Origin of the sequence: Streptomyces sp. NPDC015032, assembly GCF_043080425.1 — a bacterium.
Classification (GTDB): Bacteria; Actinomycetota; Actinomycetes; order Streptomycetales; family Streptomycetaceae; genus Streptomyces.
In genome coordinates this window covers 424,349-443,083 of sequence record NZ_JBIBVN010000002.1, presented here as the reverse complement: position 1 = coordinate 443,083, position 18,735 = coordinate 424,349, and the positions used below count along the sequence as shown (strand labels likewise).

Sequence of the window (18,735 nt, the reverse complement as noted above, 5' to 3'; positions counted from 1 at the left end):
GTCGGTCGTCGCGCCCGGTCGACTGGTCAGTCGTGGGAGTGCAGAGGCTTGCCGGCCAGGGCCAGGTGAGCCTCGCCCATCGCCTCGTTCTGCGTCGGGTGGGCGTGGATCAGCTGCGCGACCTCGGCGGGCAGCGCCTCCCAGTTGTAGATCAGCTGGGCTTCGCCGACCTGCTCGCCCATACGGTCACCGACCATGTGGACGCCGACCACGGCACCGTCCTTGACCTGGACGAGCTTGATCTCGCCCGCGGTCTTGAGGATCTTGCTCTTGCCGTTGCCCGCGAGGTTGTACTTCAGGGCGACGACCTTGTCCGCGCCGTAGAGCTCCTTGGCCTTGGCCTCGGTGATGCCCACGGAGGCGACCTCGGGGTGGCAGTACGTCACCCGCGGGACACCGTCGTAATCGATCGGAACGGTCTTCAGACCGGCCAGCCGCTCCGCTACCAGGATGCCCTCGGCGAAGCCGACGTGCGCGAGCTGGAGCGTCGGGGCCAGGTCACCCACGGCCGAGATGGTGGGCACGTTGGTCTGCATGTACTCGTCGACCAGGACGTAGCCGCGGTCCATCGCGACGCCGGCCTCCTCGTAGCCCAGGCCCTGCGAGACCGGGCCGCGGCCGATGGCGACCAGCAGCACCTCCGCCTCGAAGGTCTTGCCGTCGGCGAGGGTCACGCGGACGCCGTCCTGCGTGTACTCGGCGCTCTGGAAGAACGTACCGAGGTTGAACTTGATGCCGCGCTTGCGGAAGGCGCGCTCAAGAAGCTTCGAGCTGTTCTCGTCCTCGACCGGGACGAGGTGCTTCAGGCCCTCGATGACCGTGACGTCGGTGCCGAAGGAGGTCCACGCCGAGGCGAACTCGACGCCGATGACGCCGCCGCCCAGCACGATCGCGGACTTCGGGACGCGGTCGAGCTTCAGCGCGTGGTCCGAGGAGATGATGCGGTTGCCGTCGATCTCCAGGCCCGGCAGCGACTTCGGCACGGAGCCGGTCGCGAGCAGCACGTGGCGGCCCTGGACGCGCTGGCCGTTCACATCCACCGAGGTGGGGGAGGAGAGCCGGCCCTCACCCTCGATGTAGGTGACCTTGCGCGAGGCGATGAGACCCTGCAGACCCTTGTACAGGCCCGAGATCACGTCGTCCTTGTACTTGTGGACGGCCTTGATGTCGATGCCCTCGAAGGTGGCCTTGACACCGAACTGGTCGGCCTCGCGCGCCTGGTCGGCGATCTCGCCGGCGTGCAGCAGGGCCTTCGTGGGGATGCAGCCGTTGTGCAGGCAGGTGCCGCCGACCTTGCCCTTCTCGATCAGAGCGACGTCCAGGCCCAGCTGCGCTCCGCGCAGGGCCGCGGCGTAACCGCCGCTACCACCGCCGAGGATCACTAGGTCGAAAACGGTGCTGGCGTCGTTCGCCACGTCACGTCCTCCATGCATGTGCGCCGTACGCCGGGCCCCGTCGCTGGGGGATGACCGGCCGGTCGGCTGGTGTTCGGCCGCTTTTGTTATTCGGCCCTGTGGTGGGGGCCCTGTCCTGCCGAGAACCCATCTTCGCACTTGTTGACGGCGGGCGGGACGCGGGGCCCGGGTCTGAGACGGACGATCATCCGTCTCAGGTGGTTACCGCTGCGTAGAGGCCAACGGATTTCGTTGAGAGCGAAACCGGTCGGATCCGTGCCGCGATGCCACGGGAGGAACGCCTACGGCCCCGGACGTATGCCCGGGGCCGTAGGTCAGCCGTGGCCTCAGCCGAGGTCCCCGGCCGCGGTGCGCTCCGCCAGCCTCACCAGCGTGCGGACCGCGGAACCGGTGCCGCCCTTCGGCGTGTAGCCGTACGGCGCGCCCTCGTGGAAGGCCGGGCCCGCGATGTCCAGGTGCGCCCAGGCGATGCCCTCGCCCACGAACTCCTGCAGGAACAGACCGGCCACCAGGCCGCCGCCCATCCGCTCGCCCATGTTGGCGATGTCGGCGGTCGGGGAGTCCATGCCCTTGCGCAGGTCGGCGGGGAGCGGCATCGGCCAGGAGGCCTCGCCGACCTCCTCGGCGATCTCGTGGACGGAGGTGCGGAAGGCGTCGTCGTTCGCCATGATGCCGAAGGTGCGGTTGCCCAGCGCCAGCACCATGGCGCCGGTCAGGGTCGCCACGTCGACGATCGCGTCCGGGTTCTCCTCCGAGGCGCGGGTCAGCGCGTCGGCGAGGACGAGCCGGCCCTCGGCGTCCGTGTTCAGGACCTCGACGGTCTTGCCGCTGTACATGCGCAGCACGTCACCGGGGCGGGTGGCGTTGCCCGACGGCATGTTCTCGGCGAGCGCCAGCCAGCCGGTGACATTGACCTTAAGACCCAGACGGGCGGCCGCGACGACGCTCGCGAACACGGCGGCGGCGCCGCTCATGTCGCACTTCATCGTCTCGTTGTGGCCGGCCGGCTTCAGCGAGATGCCGCCCGAGTCGTAGGTGATGCCCTTGCCGACCAGGGCCAGGGTCTTCTCCGCCTTCGGGTGCGTGTAGGCGAGCTTGACCAGGCGCGGGCCGTGGGCCGAGCCCTGCCCGACGCCCAGCAGGCCGCCGAAGCCGCCCTTGACGAGTGCCTTCTCGTCGAGGACCTGCACCTTGATGCCGTGCTCCTTGCCCGCGGCGGTGGCCACGGCGGCGAAGGACTCGGGGTACAGGTCGTTCGGCGGGGTGTTGATCAGGTCGCGGGCGCGGTTGATCTCCTCGACGACCGCGAGGGCACGGTCGGCGGCCGCCTTGAACGCCTTGTCGCGCGGCTTGGCGCCGAGCAGGGCGACCTCGCCGAGCGGCGCCTTCGGGCCGTTGCCGTTCTTCTTGTTCTTGGGCGCCAGCTTGTTCTCGCCGCCCTGGTACGCGGTGAAGGCGTACGCGCCGAGGAGCGCGCCCTCGGAGACCGCCCCGGCGTCCTCGGCGGAGGCGATGGGCAGCGCGAAGCCGGCCTTCTTCGAACCGGCGAGGGCGCGGGCGGCCGCGCCCGCGGCCCGGCGCAGCGCCTCGGCGTCGTACGCCTCGTCCTTCTTCGGGACGGAGCCGAGGCCGACCGCGATGACGACCGGGACCTTGAGGCCGTCGGGCGCGGGGAGCTTGGTCACCTCGCCCTCGGCACCCGCGGCGCCCAGGGCCCGCAGGACGGTGGCGAGCTTTCCGTCGAACGCCTTGTCCACGGCCTCGGCGCCCGGTGCGAGGACCAGGTCCCCGGACTTGGATCCAGCGCCCTTGGCGACGCCGACGACGAGTGCGTCGGCGCGCAGCGTCACCGCACCGGCAGTGCTGAGAGTGAGAGCAGTCACGGTGGTGAAATCTCGCTTCCGTTGAGTTCGTTGTCGGTCGAGGGGTGGGCCGACCGTGCCCGGCGCATCGTAGACGCCGCCGCAATGTGCCGGGAATGAGCCTACGCGCGCCGTTGCCGCGGGATCACGGCGGCGGGCCGTCGATGGCCTGTCGTGGCGTCCCGGCGGTGGTTCCGGGCAGCGGGATCCGGGCCCGTGCGGCTGGAACGGACCGTGGAAGTAGGGTCGTTGCCGATACCGGATCTACAGGGGGAGAACCATGCGCGCCCGTGAGGCTGCACACGTGACGCGACCGGGACCGGCGCTGCCGGCCACCGTACTGATGCTGCTGGCCCTGCTGACCGGCTGCACCTCGGCGCCGGAGAAGGCCCCGGAGGGCCGCTGGCGGCCGGAGCCGGGCATCGGCTGGCAGTGGCAGCTCTCCGGACGGCTGGACCCCACGGTGGACGTCCCGGTCTACGACATCGACGGCTTCGACCACAAGGCGTCGGCCGTCGCCGATCTGCACCGCCGGGGCCGCAAGGTGATCTGCTACCTCTCCACCGGCGCCTGGGAGGAATTCCGCCCGGACGCCGGGAAGTTCCCCGCCTCGGTACGGGGCAAGGGCAACGGCTGGGAGGGCGAGCAGTGGCTCGACATCCGCCGTACGGACGTCCTGGAGCCGCTGATGGAGGCGCGGATCGAGATGTGCGCGAAGAAGGGGTTCGATGCGGTGGAACCCGACAACATGGACGGCTACCGCAACCGCACGGGCTTCCCGCTGACCGCCGACGACCAGTTGCGCTACAACCGGCTCATCGCCCGTATCGCCCACCGCCACGGACTCGCCGTCGGCCTGAAGAACGACCTCGGCCAGATCCCGGAACTGGTGCCGGACTTCGACTTCGCGGTCAATGAGCAGTGCGCGCAGTACGACGAGTGCGAGGCCCTCACACCGTTCGTGAAGGCGGGCAAGGCCGTCTTCCATGTGGAGTACGAGCTGCCGGTCGACCGGTTCTGTGCCGCGTCGGAGCGGCTGGGGCTCAGCTCGCTGCGGAAGAAGTACGAACTGGGTGTGTGGCGTCAGGCGTGCCCCGCGCCGCGTACCTAGAACCGTACGGCCGGTCGGGCAGGACCTGGGGCCTTTCGTTTGGATCAGGCCCCGCGAGCCCGGCCTGATCCAAACGAAAGGCCCTAACCGAGCGCCAGCACCACCAGGACCGCTGTCGCCGCCGTCTCCGCCAGCGCGCCGAAGACATCGCCGGTCACCCCGCCGAAGCGCCGCACGCAGTGCCGCAGCAGGAGCTGGGCGGCCCCGAGCGCGGCGAGGGCGGCGAGGGCGTGGTGCAGCGCCCCGTACCCGCCGAGGAGCGCCCCGGCACCCGCGCAGGCCGCGACCACGGCGGCCCCGACCGCCACCGCGGCCCGGACCGTGACCGTCCCCGCCACCGCCGCGCCCAGCCCTTCCGGGCGGGCCGCCGGTACGCCCTGCCGGGAGGCCAGGGTGAGCGCCAGCCGGGCGGTGACCGCGGCGACGGCCGCCGCCACCGCGCCGCGCGCCCAGCTCTGCCCGTACAACTGGTCGAGGACCGCGACCTGGGCCAGCAGCACGAACAGCAGGGTGATCACGCCGAACGGCCCGATGTCCGACCGCTTCATGATCCGCAGGGCGTCGTCGGCGGGTTTGCCGCTGCCCAGGCCGTCGGCGGTGTCCGCGAGGCCGTCCAGGTGCAGTCCCCGGGTCAGCACCGCGGGCACGGCGGCGGAGGCGACCGCGGCGAGCAGCGGACCGGAACCGAGCAGCAGCAACAGGCCGCCGGGCACCGCCGCGAGGAGCCCCACGACGAGACCGGCGAGCGGCGCCCACATCATCCCGGTGCGGGCGGTGCCGCGGTCCCAGCGGGTGACGCGGACGGGAAGCACGGTCAGGGTGCCGAAGGCGAAGCGCAGGCCGTGGCTGTTCAGGGAGGTCACGGCGCGCAGGCTAATCGCTGTGACGGACCGATAGATTGGTCATAACACGACAGAACGCAGCAAAAGCGGCTTATCGGGGGTGGGTGGCATGGGTCACTGGTTCGATCAGAACATCGTCGAGCCGGGAAAGCTGCCGCTGCTCCTCGCCCTGGCCGCCTTCGTGCTCACCTTTGCCGTCACCCGGTTCATCACCCGGATGATCAGGGCGGGGAAGGGGCCGTTCCGCAACATCACGCCCGGCGGAGTCCATGTTCACCACGTGGTGCCCGGTGTGGTGCTGAGCGTCGTCGGCGGCTTCGGGGCGGTCGCCAGCGGACGCCATGGGGTGACCGCCGGGATCTGCGCGGTGATCTTCGGCATGGGCGCGGGGCTGGTGCTGGACGAGTTCGCCCTGATCCTCCACCTCGACGACGTGTACTGGACCGAGGAGGGCCGCCAGAGCGTGGAGGCGGTGGTCCTCACCGCGGCACTGGTGCTGCTGGTCCTGGCCGGATTCTCACCGCTCGGCGTGAACGAACTGAGCAGTGACGAGCAGCAGAGCAGGTCCGGGGTCGTCCTGACCCTGCTCATCAACTTCGGCTTCGTGCTCATCTCCTTGTTCAAGGGCAAGGCGCGGCTCGCGGTCGTCGGCACCCTCGTCCCGTTCGTCGCGCTGATCGGGGCGATCCGGCTGGCCCGGCCGACCTCGATGTGGGCGAGGCGCTTCTACCGCAACCGCCACCGCGCCCGTGCCCGGGCGGTGCTGCGCGCCTACCATCACGATGTGCGCTGGGTGGGCCCGCGCCGCAGATTCGAGGACCTGATCGGCGGGGCACCGGACCGGGCTCCGGTCTCCGGACGCAAACCCTGATCCAGGCGGCGCGGATGCCGGCGCCGGTGCCGGATCGCCGTGACCGCGCACAGCACGAGCACCACGGCGATCGCTGCCAGATGCTCCTTGCCGGCCAGATTGTTCTTGAGGGCCACCTCGACCACCATCGCCGCGATCACCAGTGCGTCGGTGAACCAGGCCCGGTAGAGGCAGCACACGTAGACGGCGAGACCGACCACCGCCGCCGACGGGCCGGTGTCCACGATCCGGGCGTCGGAGGCGGGCAGCCCGAACAGCCCGTCCGGGCCGAGCGCGACGCCGATCCGCGCGTACAGCGTCCCGGCCAGCGTCGCGGTGTACGCGATCGCGAGTGTGCGCCTGCGGCCCAGGCAGATCTCGGCGGTTCCGAACACCACCAGGATCTGCCCCAGCGCCCCCCGCACCGGCAGGTCCAGCGCCGGGACGAACAGCGACAACGGCGTACGCAGCAGGGCCTGCCATAACGGGTCCTCGACCCGTACGGTCCCGAGCGCATGCACCGCACCGAAGCCCCACGACTGGTTCTGCACCGTGTGGAGCAGTGCCGTCAGGCAGACCGCGGCGAGCGTCATCCAGATCGCCCGCAGCCGGGAGGCGGTGAGCCCCGCGCGTACGGTGGCAAGGAGCGGACCCCATTCGCGGCGGGCTGCCCCGCGCAGCGCTCGTACGGGTCTCATCCACCGGTCCCGAGGTGCGAGCGGTGCAGCCACTTGGGCAGACCGGGCGCCTCCAGGAACCCTTCCGCACGGCCCGCGGCGATGCCGATGCGCGGCAGGTCGGAGCTCTTCTCGAAGAGCAGGAAGCGTGGCTCCCAGATCGGTCGGTACTTGGCGTTGGCGCGGTAGAGCGACTCGATCTGCCACCAGCGCGAGAAGAAGCTGAGCATGGAGCGCCACAGCCTCAGCACCGGTCCGGCGCCGAGCCGTGAACCCCGCTCGAAGACGGACCGGAACATCGCGAAGTTCAGCGAGACCTGGGTGATCCCGATCTCCGCGGCGCGCTGCAGGAGTTCGATGACCATGAACTCCATCAGGCCGTTCTCGGAGTCCCGGTCGCGGCGCATCAGGTCCAGCGAGAGGCCGTTCGGCCCCCACGGCACAAAGCTCAGTACGGCGCGCAATTCGCCCGGCGCGCCGCCCTCTTCGGCGGGTGCATTGCGGCATTCGAGCATCACGCACTGTCCGTCGGCCGGATCGCCGAGCCGGCCCAGTGCCATGGAGAAGCCGCGCTCGGTCGCCCCGTCGCGCCAGTCGTCGGCGCGCCGCACCAGTTCGGCCATCTCGTCTTCGGGGATGTCGGCGTGCCGGCGCACGGTCACCTCGTACCCGGCGCGCCTGACCCGGTTGTACGCCTGGCGGACGGTCCGCATCGCCCGTCCTTCGAGGGTGAACTCGGCGGTCTCCACGATCGCTTCGTCGCCCAGCTCCAGGGCGTCCAGGCCGTGCCGCGCGTAAATGGTGCCGCCCTCTTCGCTCACCCCCATCACCGCCGGGATCCAGCCGTGTTCGCGGGCCTCGGCCAGCCATGGCTCGATCGCCCCCGGCCAGGCCTCCGGGTCGCCGATGGGATCACCGGAGGCGAGCGAGACCCCGCCGACCACTCGGTAGGCGACGGCGGCCTTCCCGGTCGGTGACCAGACGACGCTCTTCTCCCGGCGCAGCGCGAAGTAGCCGAGCGAGTCCCGGTCACCGTGCTTGTCGAGCAGCGCGCGCAGCCCGGCCTCGTCCTCGGGGGTGATCGGGTCGACGGCCCGGCGGGACCGGAACGCCGCGTAGACGACGGCGATCAGCAGCAGGGTGGAGAGGATGTTGATCGTGACGTTGACCCAGCCGGGCGTGGTGATCCCGGGGAAATCGGCATCGTTGGCGGCGACCGAGACCAGCCGCAGGGCGCCGTAGCGCCAGCGGTCCAGGAAGGACGAGCGGTAGCCGTCGTGCGCGGTGTTGGTGAGGGCGACCAGGCCCGCGGCGATCAGCGAGGTGACCAGCAGGCCGCCGGCCGCGACGGCGGCGGCCAGCTTCGGGTTGGACCGGTCGCCCTTCGCGTAGAACTCGCGCCGGCCGAGGGCGAGCGCCAGGACGAACGCGGCGGTCAGCGCCAGCGAGATCCAGTTCTGCGGATACTGCCGGACCTCCGGGAACGGGATCACCAGGGCGAAGAGGAGCAGCAGAAGACTGCTCACCACCATGTTCACGATCCAGGCGGCCCGCTTGCGGCGGCGCATGGTGATCGCGAGGAAGAGCGCGACCACCCCGGAGGAGAAGCCTGCGGTGAGCAGGTACGGGGTGAAGTAGTTCTCGGTGTTGTGACGGCGCAGATCATTGCCGAGGCTGACCGAGACGGCGCTCAGGAAATTGATGAACGACACGACGCGCAGATACCAGATGGCGAACGCGGCACTGCGGCGTGACCGGACCGTGCTCGGTGCCCGGGTGCTGTCCCGCCGGGTTTCGTCGGTAGCCAATCGGACCTCTCCCATGAAAAGCGATCATATGGTGCATCGCGCTGCAGGAGGAGGCTGCGCTGCGGCCGGTGTGCGGCGGCCGCAGCTGCGCCGGGTCCGTCAGCCGTCGGTCGCGTCGCCGTCCGCGTCGCTTCCCTCGGTCTCTTCGCCGGCGCCGTCCTTCTCGTCGGCGACAGATGGGCGCTCGGGCAGCTCCGCCGCCAGCGCGGCCGCGGCCCGAACAAGCGGAAGTGCGAGCAATGCCCCACTTCCTTCACCGACGATGACGCCGTGGTCCAGCAAGGGGTTGAGTGCCATCCGGTCCAGGGCCTTGGCCTGCGCCGGCTCGCCGCTCGCCTGACCCGCCAGCCACCAGTCCGGCGCCCGGAAGGCCGCGCGCTGACCCACCAGCGCACAGGCCGCCGAGACCACACCGTCCAGGATCACCGGCAGCCTGCGCACCGCGCACTGCAGCAGGAACCCGGTCGTCGCCGCCAGATCGGCACCGCCCACCGTGGCCAGCAGCTCCAGCTGGTCACCGAGGACCGGCCGGGCCCGTCGCAGCGCGTCCCGGATCGCCGCGCACTTGCGCATCCAGGCCAGATCGTCGATCCCCGCGCCACCGCGTCCGGTGACCACCGAGGCATCCGTGCCGCACAGCGCCGCGATCAGCGTGGCCGCGGCCGTCGTACCGCCGACGCTCAGATCGCCGAGCACCACCAGATCGGTGCCCGAGTCGGCCTCCTCGTCCGCGATCGCCATCCCCAGACGCACCGCCTGCTCGGCCTCCTCGGCCGTCAGCGCGTCCTCGACGTCGATCCGGCCGCTGCCGCGCCGCACCCGGTGACGTACCACCGGCTCGGGCAGCAGCTCCGGGTCGCAGTCCAGACCGGCGTCGACGATCCGTACCGGTACGCCGAACCGGCGGGCCAGCACGGCGAGCGGAGTCGCGCCGTCCAGCGTGGCTCTCACCAGCTCGTGCGCACTCCCGGCCGGGCGCCCGGAGACACCCAGTCCGGCAACCCCGTGATCACCGGCGAAGAGCACCACACGCGGTTGCTCGATCGCCTTGACCGGTACGGACTGCTGGGCGGCCGAGAGCCATTCGCCCAGCTCGTCCAGGCGCCCGAGGGCGCCCGGAGGAACGACCAGGCGCTCCCGGCGTTCCTCGGCGTCGCGCCGTACGCCGCCGTCGGGGCGTTCGATCAGGTCGGAGAAGTCGTCCAGATTCACGGGGGTCTGCCTCGCGGGTCGATACGTGGAGTGGGCCGTCGAGCCCGGCGGCGGGCTCACTGCGGAACAGTACCCGCCGTGTTTCTGACGTCCGGTCAGTGCGGGGACCCGTACCCGAACCGCAGTTGCGTCATCGCGGGTGTCAGGGTCCGCAGCCCCGGGAGCAGCGACTGGAGCCGGATCAGCTCGCCCATCGCGCCCCGTCCCCGGGGCAGCCGCAGCGCCCGCACCTCGGTGATCGCCGGGTGCGCACCGCGCAGCTTGTGCCGCTCGCCGGGGTTCATCGCCCATCGCATCGGCGGAATGGTCATCCCGCCGACCTTCGAGGTGCCGGCCATCGTGCCCCTGGCCAGCCAGCGCGCCATCGTGTCCAGGACGAGGACGCCGCCGGGCAATCGCTCGGCGCAGGCCGCCAGGATCCTCCGTACCTCCGCGGGGGGCAGGTACATCAACAGCCCCTGCGTCGTGACGGCCACACCGCGGCCCTCCGGATCCTCGACCTCGTCCAGCCAGGACAGATCGGTCGCCGACCGGGACAGGGTGCGCAGCCGGTCCGAGGCGGGCAGCAGTGCCCGCCGCAGCTCGGCGACCTCCGGAAGCTCCACGCTCAGCCAGTTCAGCCGGCCGTTGTCCACCCGCCAGAAACCGGTCTCCAGGCCGTCGCCGAGCGCGACCACGGTGGCCTGCGGACGGTCGGCGAGGTAGCGCTGCACGGCCAGGTCGAAGCAGCGCGAGCGCAGCCCCTGGGCCTGCGAGTGGAACGCGTTCGGCCGCCCGAACCGCTCCTCGAAGGGGTAGTCCAGATCCTCCATCAGCCGCAGCGCCATCGGGTCGTCCAGCACCGGATAACGCTGCCCCGCCTCGTACGCCCGGTTGTAGAGCGTCCACAGCAAGGTCTCGGGAACCCCGCTCAGCATCGGTCGCACACGTGCCATGTCCGCTCCTCCTTTTCCGCGTCTCCGTTCTGTTCCCGCCCCGCCGTTCGCGTGCTCCGGTCAGCCGCGCAGCGTCAGCACCTGCCCGGCCACCACCAGCAGCACCTGTTCGCACTCGTCGGCGAACGCGGCGTTCAACCGGCCCAGCTCGTCCCGGAACCGCCGCCCGGCGGCCGTCGCGGGCACCACTCCCGAGCCCGTCTCGTTGGTCACGGCGACGACCGTGCGCCGCGTCCCGCGGACCGCGGCGACCAGCTCGGCGGTCCGCTCCCGCAGCGCGCTCTCGCCGCCGTCCGCCCACGCCGCGTCGTCCCAGGCGCGCACCCGGTCCATCGCGTCCGTCAGCCACAGCGACAGGCAGTCGATCAGCAGCGCAGGCCCGTCCGACTCCAGCAGTTCCACCAGCTCACAGGTCTCCTCGGTGCGCCAGGCGGCGGGCCTGCGTTCCCGGTGCAGCCCGACCCGGGCCGCCCACTCCGCGTCCCCCTCCCTGCTGCCACCGGTCGCCACGTACACCACCTCGGGGAACGTCTCCAGGCGCCGCTCGGCCTCCACGGACTTCCCCGACCGGGCACCGCCCGTCACCAGCGTGCGCCGCGGTACCACCGACGCCGCGTGGTACTCGCCCACCACCAGCGTCGTCCCGTCCGGCACGGCCCGCGCGCCGGACGCCGCGAGCCGCCGGTCCAGCTCCGCGCCGGGCGGCGCGTCGTGGTCCAGATGGACGGCGACGATCCCGGTGGTGGGACCGATCGCCCCGACGGCCCGCAGCCGCGCCACCGCGTCCGGCCGCCCGACCACGTCGCCGACCACCATGTCGTACGGCTGGGGCGCCGGGTCCGTGAGGCCGGAGGGCGCGGCGCCGGGCGGCAGGTAGAGCAGCCGTACGCCCTCCGGCGCGGTCACCTCGTAACCCGTGCCCGGCGCGTCCATCGGCACCGCCCGTACCCGGTGCCCGCTGATCAGCGTCAGTTCCCGCCCGTCCGGCACCCGTCCCGCCGGAGGCAGTCCGGCGGGCAGCTCCACGGCGGGCCCGTCGTGCGGATGGGTGAGCAGCACCTGCCGCACGCCGGTGAGCGAGTGCCCCGCACGGGCAGCCGCGAACACGGCGCCCGGGGTGAGATCCAGCAGCAGCGCGTCGTCGACCAGCAAGGCGGTCGCGGCCCGCGAGCGCGCCCCGCGGGCGGTGGCGCAGGCGGCGCAGGGACATTCGGGGCGCGGCAGCCCGTCGGGGGCTCCGGTGCCGAGCAGAGTCAGTTCCACGCCTCCGATCCTGCCGCGTCCGCGCCACGGGTGCGCGACTTGGGGGTGGTCCGGACGGGCGCGAGCCCCGTACCCGCACGGGTCCGAGGCACTAGGCTGCGGGCAGCAAAGCGACCCAGGAGGCGGACATGGCGTGGACGTGGCGGTTCGAGAAGTCCGACGGTACGGAGACGGAGCCGGCCCTGCAGGCGGAGGAATTCACTACGCAGGGTGATGCGGAGTCCTGGATCGGCGAGTACTGGAAGGAACTCCTCGACGGAGGGGCGGACCAGGTGACGCTCTTCGAGGACTCGACGAAGGTCTACGGCCCCATGAGCCTCCAGGCGGACCAGGGCTGACCCCGCCCCGTACGCGCGAGCAACGTACGGGCCCGAGGCTGCGCCCCCGGGCCCGTACGGCTGAGATCCGCGCGCGTGGGGCGGAGTCCGTACCCGTCCGCAGTGCCCGGGCTCTCGTCGCCGTCGCCGTCCGGGACCTCGTACTGCAACGGTCTAGATCTCGCCCAGGGTGACCCGCGCCGTCTTCTCCGCCCCGTTGCGCAGATACGTCACCGTGACCTTCTGGCCCGGTTTGTCCGAGGCCAGCGCCTCCGACAGGGACGTGATCGTCGTGACCGGCACATCGCCGAGCGCGGTGATGATGTCGCCGGCCTGCAGCCCCGCCTTGTCCGCGGCGCCGCCCTTCACCACGCTGACCAGCGCGACCCCGGCCGGCCGGTAGTTCACGTCGACGACCGTGCGCCCGGTGATGTTCAGTGCGGCCCGGCCCGAGTCCGTGACCTTGCCGCTCTTGATGATCTGATCGGCGATCGTCTTCACCATCGAGACGGGGATCGCGAACCCGATTCCCGGTGCCGCGCTGTCACCCATCTGCGGGTCGATCGCCCCCAGCGTCGGGATGCCGATCACCTCGCTGTTCAGGTTGACCAGTGCACCGCCGCTGTTGCCCGGGTTGATCGCGGCCGAGGTCTGCACCATGTTCGCGATCGTCGCGCCCGTGCCACCGCTCGTGCGGTTCTCGCTGACGGTCCGGCCGAGCGCCGAGACGATGCCCTGGGTGACGCTGGAGGACAGCCCGAGCGGCGAGCCCATCGCCAGCACGATCTGTCCCACCTCGACCTTGTCCGAGTTGCCGAACTTCGCCGGTTTCAGTCCCTTCGGAACGCTGTCCAGCTTGATGACGGCCAGATCCTGTTCCGGATAGGAGGCGACGAGCGAGGCGCCCAGTACCTTTTCGCCGGTCGCGACGGTGACCCTGAATGTCCTCTCGGTGTCGACCACATGGGCATTGGTGACGATATGGCCCTTGGAGTCGTAGACGACGCCGGAGCCCAGGCTGTTGCCCGCTTCGATCTGCACGACCGACGGCAGCACGTTCTTGATCACGGCCTCGTATGCGCTCTGCAGATCACCGGCGGCCCGGGGAGCGGGGGGAGACGCGGAGGGATCGGCCTTCGGCGAATCGGACTTCGTGGCCGAGCAGCCGCTCACCAGGGCGATGACACAGAGCCCCGCGGTCAGGGGCAGGAGCACCTGGCGCGCACGGCTGCGGAAGTGGAATGCATCCATGTCCGGATTGTCACTTCTGGTGTTCCCGGCGGCCCGCTGGATTCGGCCGACCGGGCGCCGCACCCCGGCCCCGCCCCGAACGGGCCTGATCCAAACGGACAGCCCCGACAGGCTCTTAGCCCCGCACCCCGCACAGATGCAGCAGCGCGGCCACCCCGCGGTACGGGTCCGTCCGCCCGGCCCGGTCCTCCGCGGCCAGCACCCGCTCCAGTTCGGCGGCGGCCGGCAGTTCCACGTCGTTGCTCACGTTGTCCGTGAAGACGCGGACCCCGTACCAGGCGTGCAGGGGTGCCGCGATTCCGGCGAGCGTGGCCGTCAGGGCGTCGAGCCGGTCGGCCCGCACCGGGAGGCCCAGCCGGTTGGTGCACGTATCCGTGTCGAAGGCGGCCAGCGCCGCGTCCCAGTCCCCAGCCGTCCCGGGGCGCATCGCCAGCGCGCCGGCGTTCCGTACGAGCAGCGAGAGCAGCCCGCCCGGGGCCAGCATCCGGGCCAGGCCGGCCAGCATCGCGTCCGGCTCCTGGACGTACATCAGCACGCCGTGGCAGAGCACCACGTCGAAGCTGCCGGGCAGGAAGTGCACCCCGGTGTCCAGGCCGTCGCCCTCGATCAGCCGGACCCGCTCGCGGATGCCCGCCGGTTCGCTGCCGAGCGACTCGCGGGCCACCCGCAGCATCCCGGCATCGGGCTCCAGGCCCGTCACGGTGTGCCCGGCCCTGGCCAGACGCAGCGCCTGGGTGCCCTGGCCCATGCCGACGTCGAGGATCCGCAGCCGCTGCCCGACCGGGAAGCGGGCGGCTATCTGCTCGTCGAGCTGGCGGGCGACGAGCTCCTGGCGGACCGTGTTGCGCAGCCCGCCGAGCCCTTTCAGCCAGGTCGGGGAGGCTCCCGAAATTCCGGTGACGGCAACGGGGGCAGCGCCCTCCGGCGGGCCGGCGGACGGTCCGCCGACCGAGCCGGAGATATCCGTACTCAGGGCCGCTCTCCGCGCTTGACCTGCGGCTTCGGCAACCGGAGCCGACGCATCTGAAGCGTGCGCATCAGGCCGTAGGCGACCGCGCCACGCTTCGGCGTATCGGCGAAGCGTTCGTTCAGCTGCTTCTTCAGGCGGAACGCGAGACCGATCGAGTCGATGACGATCAGCACGATCACGAGGAGCCAGAGCAGCAGCGAGATGGTCTGGATGTTCTGTACCTGGATCACACTGAGGATCAGAATGATCACGGCGAGCGGAAGGAAGAACTCCGCGATGCAGAAGCGCGAGTCCACGTAGTTGCGGACGAAGCGCCGCACCGGGCCCTTGTCGCGAGCCGGCAGATAGCGCTCGTCGCCACTGGCGAGCGCCTCGCGCTGCTTGGCCATGTCGACCCGGCGCGCTTCGCGTTGCCGCTTCATGGCCTCCTTGCGGTCGAGCGGCGCGCCACTGGAGGCACGACGGCGCTGCGACTGGGCATCGCTGCGCTTGGGGGTGGGGCGACCTTTGGGGGCCTGCGGGTCGCGGGGCTGCTTGGAGAGGTCCGCCGTCACCTTGCCGGTGGGCGCCTTCTCTTCCTTCGAACGGCTACGGAACACAAGGCCCAAGGGTACGGGTTCGATCGCCGCGACCCCAGACCGGCCGGGAACGATCCGGCAACGGCCCGCGTCCTTGCAGGTGTCCGCAGGGGTTCCGCACGGACGACGCCACCGGTTTCCCTGACCGCCACCTACTCCCTGGGCCGGAGTGGTGACCGGGCGCAGTCGTCCTTGGGGAGGAGCACATCTGGGCTCGAACAGTGCGGTAATAGAGGCAGGGCCCGTACTGTGGGTTCTGTTGGAGTGCTGGAGCTCAGTCCGTCAGAAGGGGGCGCGCGAAGCCCATGAGCGGTGTCATGAAGCGTATGGGGATGATCTTCCGCGCGAAGGCAAACAAGGCCCTTGACCGGGCCGAGGATCCGCGCGAGACCCTCGATTACTCGTACCAGAAGCAGCTGGAGCTGCTTCAGAAGGTGCGCCGCGGCGTCGCCGATGTGGCGACCTCGCGCAAGCGGCTGGAGCTGCAGCTGAATCAGCTGCAGGGACAGTCGTCCAAGCTGGAGGACCAGGGCCGCAAGGCGCTCGCGCTCGGCCGCGAGGACCTGGCCCGCGAGGCGCTGTCCCGGCGTGCCGCGCTCCAGCAGCAGGTCACCGACCTGGAGACGCAGCACACCACGCTGCAGGGCGAGGAGGAGAAGCTCACTCTCGCGGCCCAGCGGCTGCAGGCCAAGGTCGATGCCTTCCGTACCAAGAAGGAGACCATCAAGGCCACCTACACCGCGGCCCAGGCGCAGACCCGGATCGGCGAGGCATTCTCCGGGATCTCCGAGGAGATGGGCGATGTCGGCCTGGCGATCCAGCGGGCCGAGGACAAGACCCAGCAGCTGCAGGCCCGGGCCGGCGCGATCGACGAGCTGCTCGCCTCCGGCGCCCTGGACGACCCGACCGGGACGGCGAAGGACGACATCGCCGCCGAGCTGGACCGGATCTCCGGTGGTACGGATGTGGAGCTGGAGTTGCAGCGCATGAAGGCCGAGCTGGCCGGCGGCTCCACCCAGCAGCAGGCGATCGAGGGCGGCCCGCAGGACGCGGCGCAGCAGCAGTCGTCGCAGTCCCCGCACAGGTTCGACAAGAGTTAAGGCAGCGTCATGATCGTACGGATCATGGGGGAGGGCCAGGTGGTCCTGGCCGACAGCCATCTCGCCGAGCTCAACAGGCTCGACGACGAACTGCTCGCCGAGGTGGAGAGCGGCGACGGCCCCGGCTTCCGCTCCACTCTCCACACGCTCCTTGCCAGGGTGCGCGAGCTCGGTGAGCCCTTGCCGGACGACTCCCTGGAGCCGTCCGAGCTGATCCTCCCGTCGCCCGACGCGACCCTCGAAGAGGTGCGCACCATGCTCCGGGACGACGGACTGATCCCCGGCTGACGCCGGTCGCACTCCAGCACTCGCACGCACTCGCGAGCACCCGCACGATTCCGTGCCCCGTGTCCGGTCCGCCGGCCACGGGGCACGACCGTGTCCCCGGCGCGGCGCCCTTGCGGTCCGGCGCGCTCGGTCCCGCTTTCTCCGTACGACCTTTCTCTGTACGCCGCCCCCCGTACGACCCCTCCCCGTACGACGAACCCTCCCCGTACGACCTTTCTCCGTACGACCCGGACCGGTTCCCGCGCGACACGCCGTAACGTAGCTTGACGTGACCACCCTCGGAACCAGGGTTCTGCGCGTCCGGCACTGGCTGCGCGACCATCCCCTCGCGCTGGACTCCGCGCTCGCCCTGGCCGCACTCGTGGCCATGATCATCGGGTCGTTCGTCCATCCGCGCACACCGAATGAGCCCACCTTCAACATCCACCCGCCCGAGGCGAGCGGTGTGCTCCTGATGCTGCTCGGTGCCGTGGCGCTCATCTGGCGGCGGCGCAATCCCAGGGCGGTGCTCGCGGCCACCGCCGGGCTGACGGTCATCGAACTGGTGAGATCCGATCCGCCCGCGCCCGTGGCGATGAGCACCGTCGTCGCGCTGTACACCGTCGCCTCCCGCACCGACCGGCCCACCACCTGGCGGGTCGGTCTGCTGACCACGGCCGTGCTGACGGCGGCCGCGATGCTGCTCGGCCCGGCGCCCTGGTACAGCCAGGAGAGCTTCGGCGTCTTCGCGTGGACCGGCATGGCCTGCGCGGTAGGGGACGCCGTCCGCTCCCAGCGCGCCTTCGTCGACGCGATCAGGGAGCGCGCCGAACGGGCCGAGCGCACCCGCGACGAGGAGGCCCGGCGGCGGGTCGCCGAGGAGCGGCTGCGGATCGCCCGCGATCTGCACGACGTCGTCGCCCACCACATCGCCCTCGTCAACGTCCAGGCCGGGGTGGCCGCCCACGTCATGGACAAGCGCCCCGACCAGGCCAAGGAGGCACTGGCCCACGTCCGGGAGGCCAGCCGCTCCGCGCTCGACGAACTGCGGGCCACCGTCGGGCTGTTGCGCCAGTCCGGCGACCCGGAGGCGCCGACCGAACCGGCGCCGGGGCTCGCGGTCCTCGGCGAGCTGGTGGACACCGTCCGACGGGCCGGACTCCCGGTCGAGGTGGCCTGCACCGACCGGCGGCCCCCGCTGCCCGCAGCCGTCGACCTGGCCGCCTACCGGGTGATCCAGGAGGCGCTGACCAATGTGCGCAAGCACGCGGGCCCCGGGGCGAAGGCCGAGGTGAGCGTCGTACGGGTCGGGGCCACGGCCGAGATCACCGTCATCGACAACGGCTCGGGCGGGGGCTGCCGCGACGCCGGTGGCGGCGACGGCGACGGCGGCGGCCATGGCCTCCTCGGCATGCGCGAACGGGTCACCGCACTCGGCGGCTCCCTCACCGTCGGGCCCCGCTACGGCGGCGGATTCCGGGTCCATGCGATCCTGCCCGTCGAGGCCCGGGCGGCAGAGCCGGAGGAGCCGGGCGCGGCGGGCCGGACGGGGGAGAACGCATGACCATGCCCATCAAGGTGCTGCTCGTCGACGACCAGGCGCTGCTGCGCAGCGCGTTCCGGGTGCTGGTCGACTCGGAGTCCGACATGGAGGTGGTCGGCGAGGCGGCGGACGGCGCACAGGCCGTCGAGCTCGCCCGGTCGACCCGCGCCGACGTGGTGCTGATGGACATCCGGATGCCCGGTACGGACGGACTCGCCGCGACCCGCATGATCAGCGCCGATCCCGCGCTGGCGGACGTACGGGTCGTCATGCTCACCACCTTCGAGGTGGACGAGTACGTGGTGCAGTCGCTACGGGCCGGGGCATCCGGCTTTCTCGGGAAAGGGGCGGAACCGGAGGAACTGCTCAACGCCATCCGTGTCGCCGCGGGCGGCGAGGCGCTGCTCTCGCCCGCCGCGACCAAGGGCCTGATCGCCACCTTCCTTGCGCAGGGCGGCAGTTCGGACGGCGACGGGCCGAGCGCCGCAGAGTACTCCGAGCGGCTCGACGCGCTCACCGGCCGCGAGCGCGAGGTGCTGGTCCTGGTCGCGGGCGGCCACTCCAACGACGAGATCGCCGAACGGCTCGTGGTCAGCCCGCTCACCGTCAAGACACATGTGAACAGGGCGATGGCGAAGCTGGGCGCCCGGGACCGGGCTCAATTGGTAGTAATTGCCTATGAATCGGGCCTGGTGCGCCCCCGGGTGGAGTAACAGGTGGAGATTCGGCGTACT

General features: G+C 71.3%; 18 protein-coding genes. 7 read left to right on the top strand and 11 right to left on the bottom strand.

The window, feature by feature from the left end:
* Window positions 1-26: 26 nt before the first annotated feature.
* Entirely contained in the window at window positions 27-1,415 is a 1,389-nt protein-coding gene (gene lpdA / locus ACF08M_RS04890) for a dihydrolipoyl dehydrogenase (RefSeq protein ID WP_392183798.1), read from the bottom strand.
* A 326-nt stretch (window positions 1,416-1,741) separates the two neighbouring features.
* Window positions 1,742-3,298, bottom strand: a complete 1,557-nt coding sequence (locus tag ACF08M_RS04885; RefSeq protein ID WP_392183797.1) for a leucyl aminopeptidase — start codon at window positions 3,296-3,298, stop codon at window positions 1,742-1,744.
* A gap of 259 nt (window positions 3,299-3,557) precedes the next feature.
* Here ACF08M_RS04885 and ACF08M_RS04880 point away from each other — a divergent pair, with 259 nt between their 5' ends.
* Window positions 3,558-4,388 (top strand): endo alpha-1,4 polygalactosaminidase, encoded by an 831-nt coding sequence (locus tag ACF08M_RS04880; protein ID WP_392183796.1) that lies wholly within the window; start codon window positions 3,558-3,560, stop codon window positions 4,386-4,388.
* Window positions 4,389-4,471: 83 nt separating this feature from the next.
* Here ACF08M_RS04880 and ACF08M_RS04875 read toward each other — a convergent pair whose 3' ends face one another.
* Window positions 4,472-5,251, bottom strand: a complete 780-nt coding sequence (locus tag ACF08M_RS04875) for an adenosylcobinamide-GDP ribazoletransferase (RefSeq protein ID WP_392183795.1) — start codon at window positions 5,249-5,251, stop codon at window positions 4,472-4,474.
* 88 nt (window positions 5,252-5,339) lie between these two features.
* Between ACF08M_RS04875 and ACF08M_RS04870 the strand changes: the two genes are divergently transcribed.
* Entirely contained in the window at window positions 5,340-6,101 is a 762-nt protein-coding gene (locus ACF08M_RS04870; RefSeq protein WP_392183794.1) for a hypothetical protein, read from the top strand.
* Here ACF08M_RS04870 and ACF08M_RS04865 read toward each other — a convergent pair.
* The 5 genes from ACF08M_RS04865 to ACF08M_RS04845 all read right to left on the bottom strand — a co-directional run bounded on the left by ACF08M_RS04865 (window position 6,008) and on the right by ACF08M_RS04845 (window position 11,975).
* The gene (locus ACF08M_RS04865) at window positions 6,008-6,778 is read right to left on the bottom strand and encodes a hypothetical protein (RefSeq protein WP_392183793.1); all 771 of its coding nucleotides are present in this window, start codon (window positions 6,776-6,778) and stop codon (window positions 6,008-6,010) included. The two genes, ACF08M_RS04870 and ACF08M_RS04865, sit on opposite strands and share 94 nt — an antisense overlap.
* Complete coding sequence (locus ACF08M_RS04860) at window positions 6,775-8,580, bottom strand: phosphatidylglycerol lysyltransferase domain-containing protein (RefSeq protein ID WP_392183792.1); 1,806 nt, start codon at window positions 8,578-8,580, stop codon at window positions 6,775-6,777. The genes ACF08M_RS04865 and ACF08M_RS04860 overlap by 4 nt, the downstream gene beginning before the upstream one ends.
* 84 nt (window positions 8,581-8,664) lie before the next feature.
* Window positions 8,665-9,777: a nicotinate-nucleotide--dimethylbenzimidazole phosphoribosyltransferase gene (gene cobT, locus ACF08M_RS04855; protein WP_392183982.1), complete on the bottom strand. Its 1,113-nt coding sequence runs from the start codon at window positions 9,775-9,777 to the stop codon at window positions 8,665-8,667.
* 95 nt (window positions 9,778-9,872) lie between these two features.
* On the bottom strand, window positions 9,873-10,712 hold the full coding sequence (locus ACF08M_RS04850) for a class I SAM-dependent methyltransferase (RefSeq protein ID WP_392183791.1): 840 nt from the start codon (window positions 10,710-10,712) through the stop codon (window positions 9,873-9,875).
* Between the two features lie 60 nt (window positions 10,713-10,772).
* Complete coding sequence (locus ACF08M_RS04845) at window positions 10,773-11,975, bottom strand: bifunctional adenosylcobinamide kinase/adenosylcobinamide-phosphate guanylyltransferase (RefSeq protein ID WP_392183790.1); 1,203 nt, start codon at window positions 11,973-11,975, stop codon at window positions 10,773-10,775.
* A 128-nt stretch (window positions 11,976-12,103) separates the two neighbouring features.
* Here ACF08M_RS04845 and ACF08M_RS04840 point away from each other — a divergent pair, with 128 nt between their 5' ends.
* Window positions 12,104-12,313 carry a hypothetical protein gene (locus tag ACF08M_RS04840; protein ID WP_392183789.1) on the top strand — a complete coding sequence of 70 codons (210 nt, stop codon included), beginning with the start codon at window positions 12,104-12,106 and terminating at the stop codon, window positions 12,311-12,313.
* Between the two features lie 153 nt (window positions 12,314-12,466).
* Here the strand turns inward: ACF08M_RS04840 and ACF08M_RS04835 are convergent, their stop codons facing one another.
* From ACF08M_RS04835 to ACF08M_RS04825, 3 genes are all read right to left on the bottom strand, one after another.
* On the bottom strand, window positions 12,467-13,543 hold the full coding sequence (locus tag ACF08M_RS04835) for a S1C family serine protease (protein ID WP_392183788.1): 1,077 nt from the start codon (window positions 13,541-13,543) through the stop codon (window positions 12,467-12,469).
* A gap of 115 nt (window positions 13,544-13,658) precedes the next feature.
* Window positions 13,659-14,393, bottom strand: coding sequence for a class I SAM-dependent methyltransferase (locus ACF08M_RS04830; protein WP_392183981.1), 735 nt, complete (start codon window positions 14,391-14,393; stop codon window positions 13,659-13,661).
* Window positions 14,394-14,512: 119 nt separating this feature from the next.
* Window positions 14,513-15,112 carry a DUF3043 domain-containing protein gene (locus ACF08M_RS04825; protein ID WP_392183980.1) on the bottom strand — a complete coding sequence of 200 codons (600 nt, stop codon included), beginning with the start codon at window positions 15,110-15,112 and terminating at the stop codon, window positions 14,513-14,515.
* A 296-nt stretch (window positions 15,113-15,408) separates the two neighbouring features.
* Here ACF08M_RS04825 and ACF08M_RS04820 point away from each other — a divergent pair, with 296 nt between their 5' ends.
* The 4 genes from ACF08M_RS04820 (at window position 15,409) to ACF08M_RS04805 (ending at window position 18,714) form a co-directional block, all read left to right on the top strand.
* A complete protein-coding gene (locus ACF08M_RS04820; RefSeq protein WP_093893567.1) occupies window positions 15,409-16,191 on the top strand; it encodes a PspA/IM30 family protein in 783 nt (260 codons plus the stop codon).
* Window positions 16,192-16,200: 9 nt separating this feature from the next.
* Window positions 16,201-16,479: a hypothetical protein gene (locus tag ACF08M_RS04815; protein ID WP_392183787.1), complete on the top strand. Its 279-nt coding sequence runs from the start codon at window positions 16,201-16,203 to the stop codon at window positions 16,477-16,479.
* Window positions 16,480-16,747: 268 nt separating this feature from the next.
* The gene (locus ACF08M_RS04810) at window positions 16,748-18,022 is read left to right on the top strand and encodes a histidine kinase (RefSeq protein ID WP_392183786.1); all 1,275 of its coding nucleotides are present in this window, start codon (window positions 16,748-16,750) and stop codon (window positions 18,020-18,022) included.
* The gene (locus ACF08M_RS04805) at window positions 18,019-18,714 is read left to right on the top strand and encodes a response regulator (protein WP_392183785.1); all 696 of its coding nucleotides are present in this window, start codon (window positions 18,019-18,021) and stop codon (window positions 18,712-18,714) included. The genes ACF08M_RS04810 and ACF08M_RS04805 overlap by 4 nt, the downstream gene beginning before the upstream one ends.
* Window positions 18,715-18,735 lie beyond the last annotated feature (21 nt).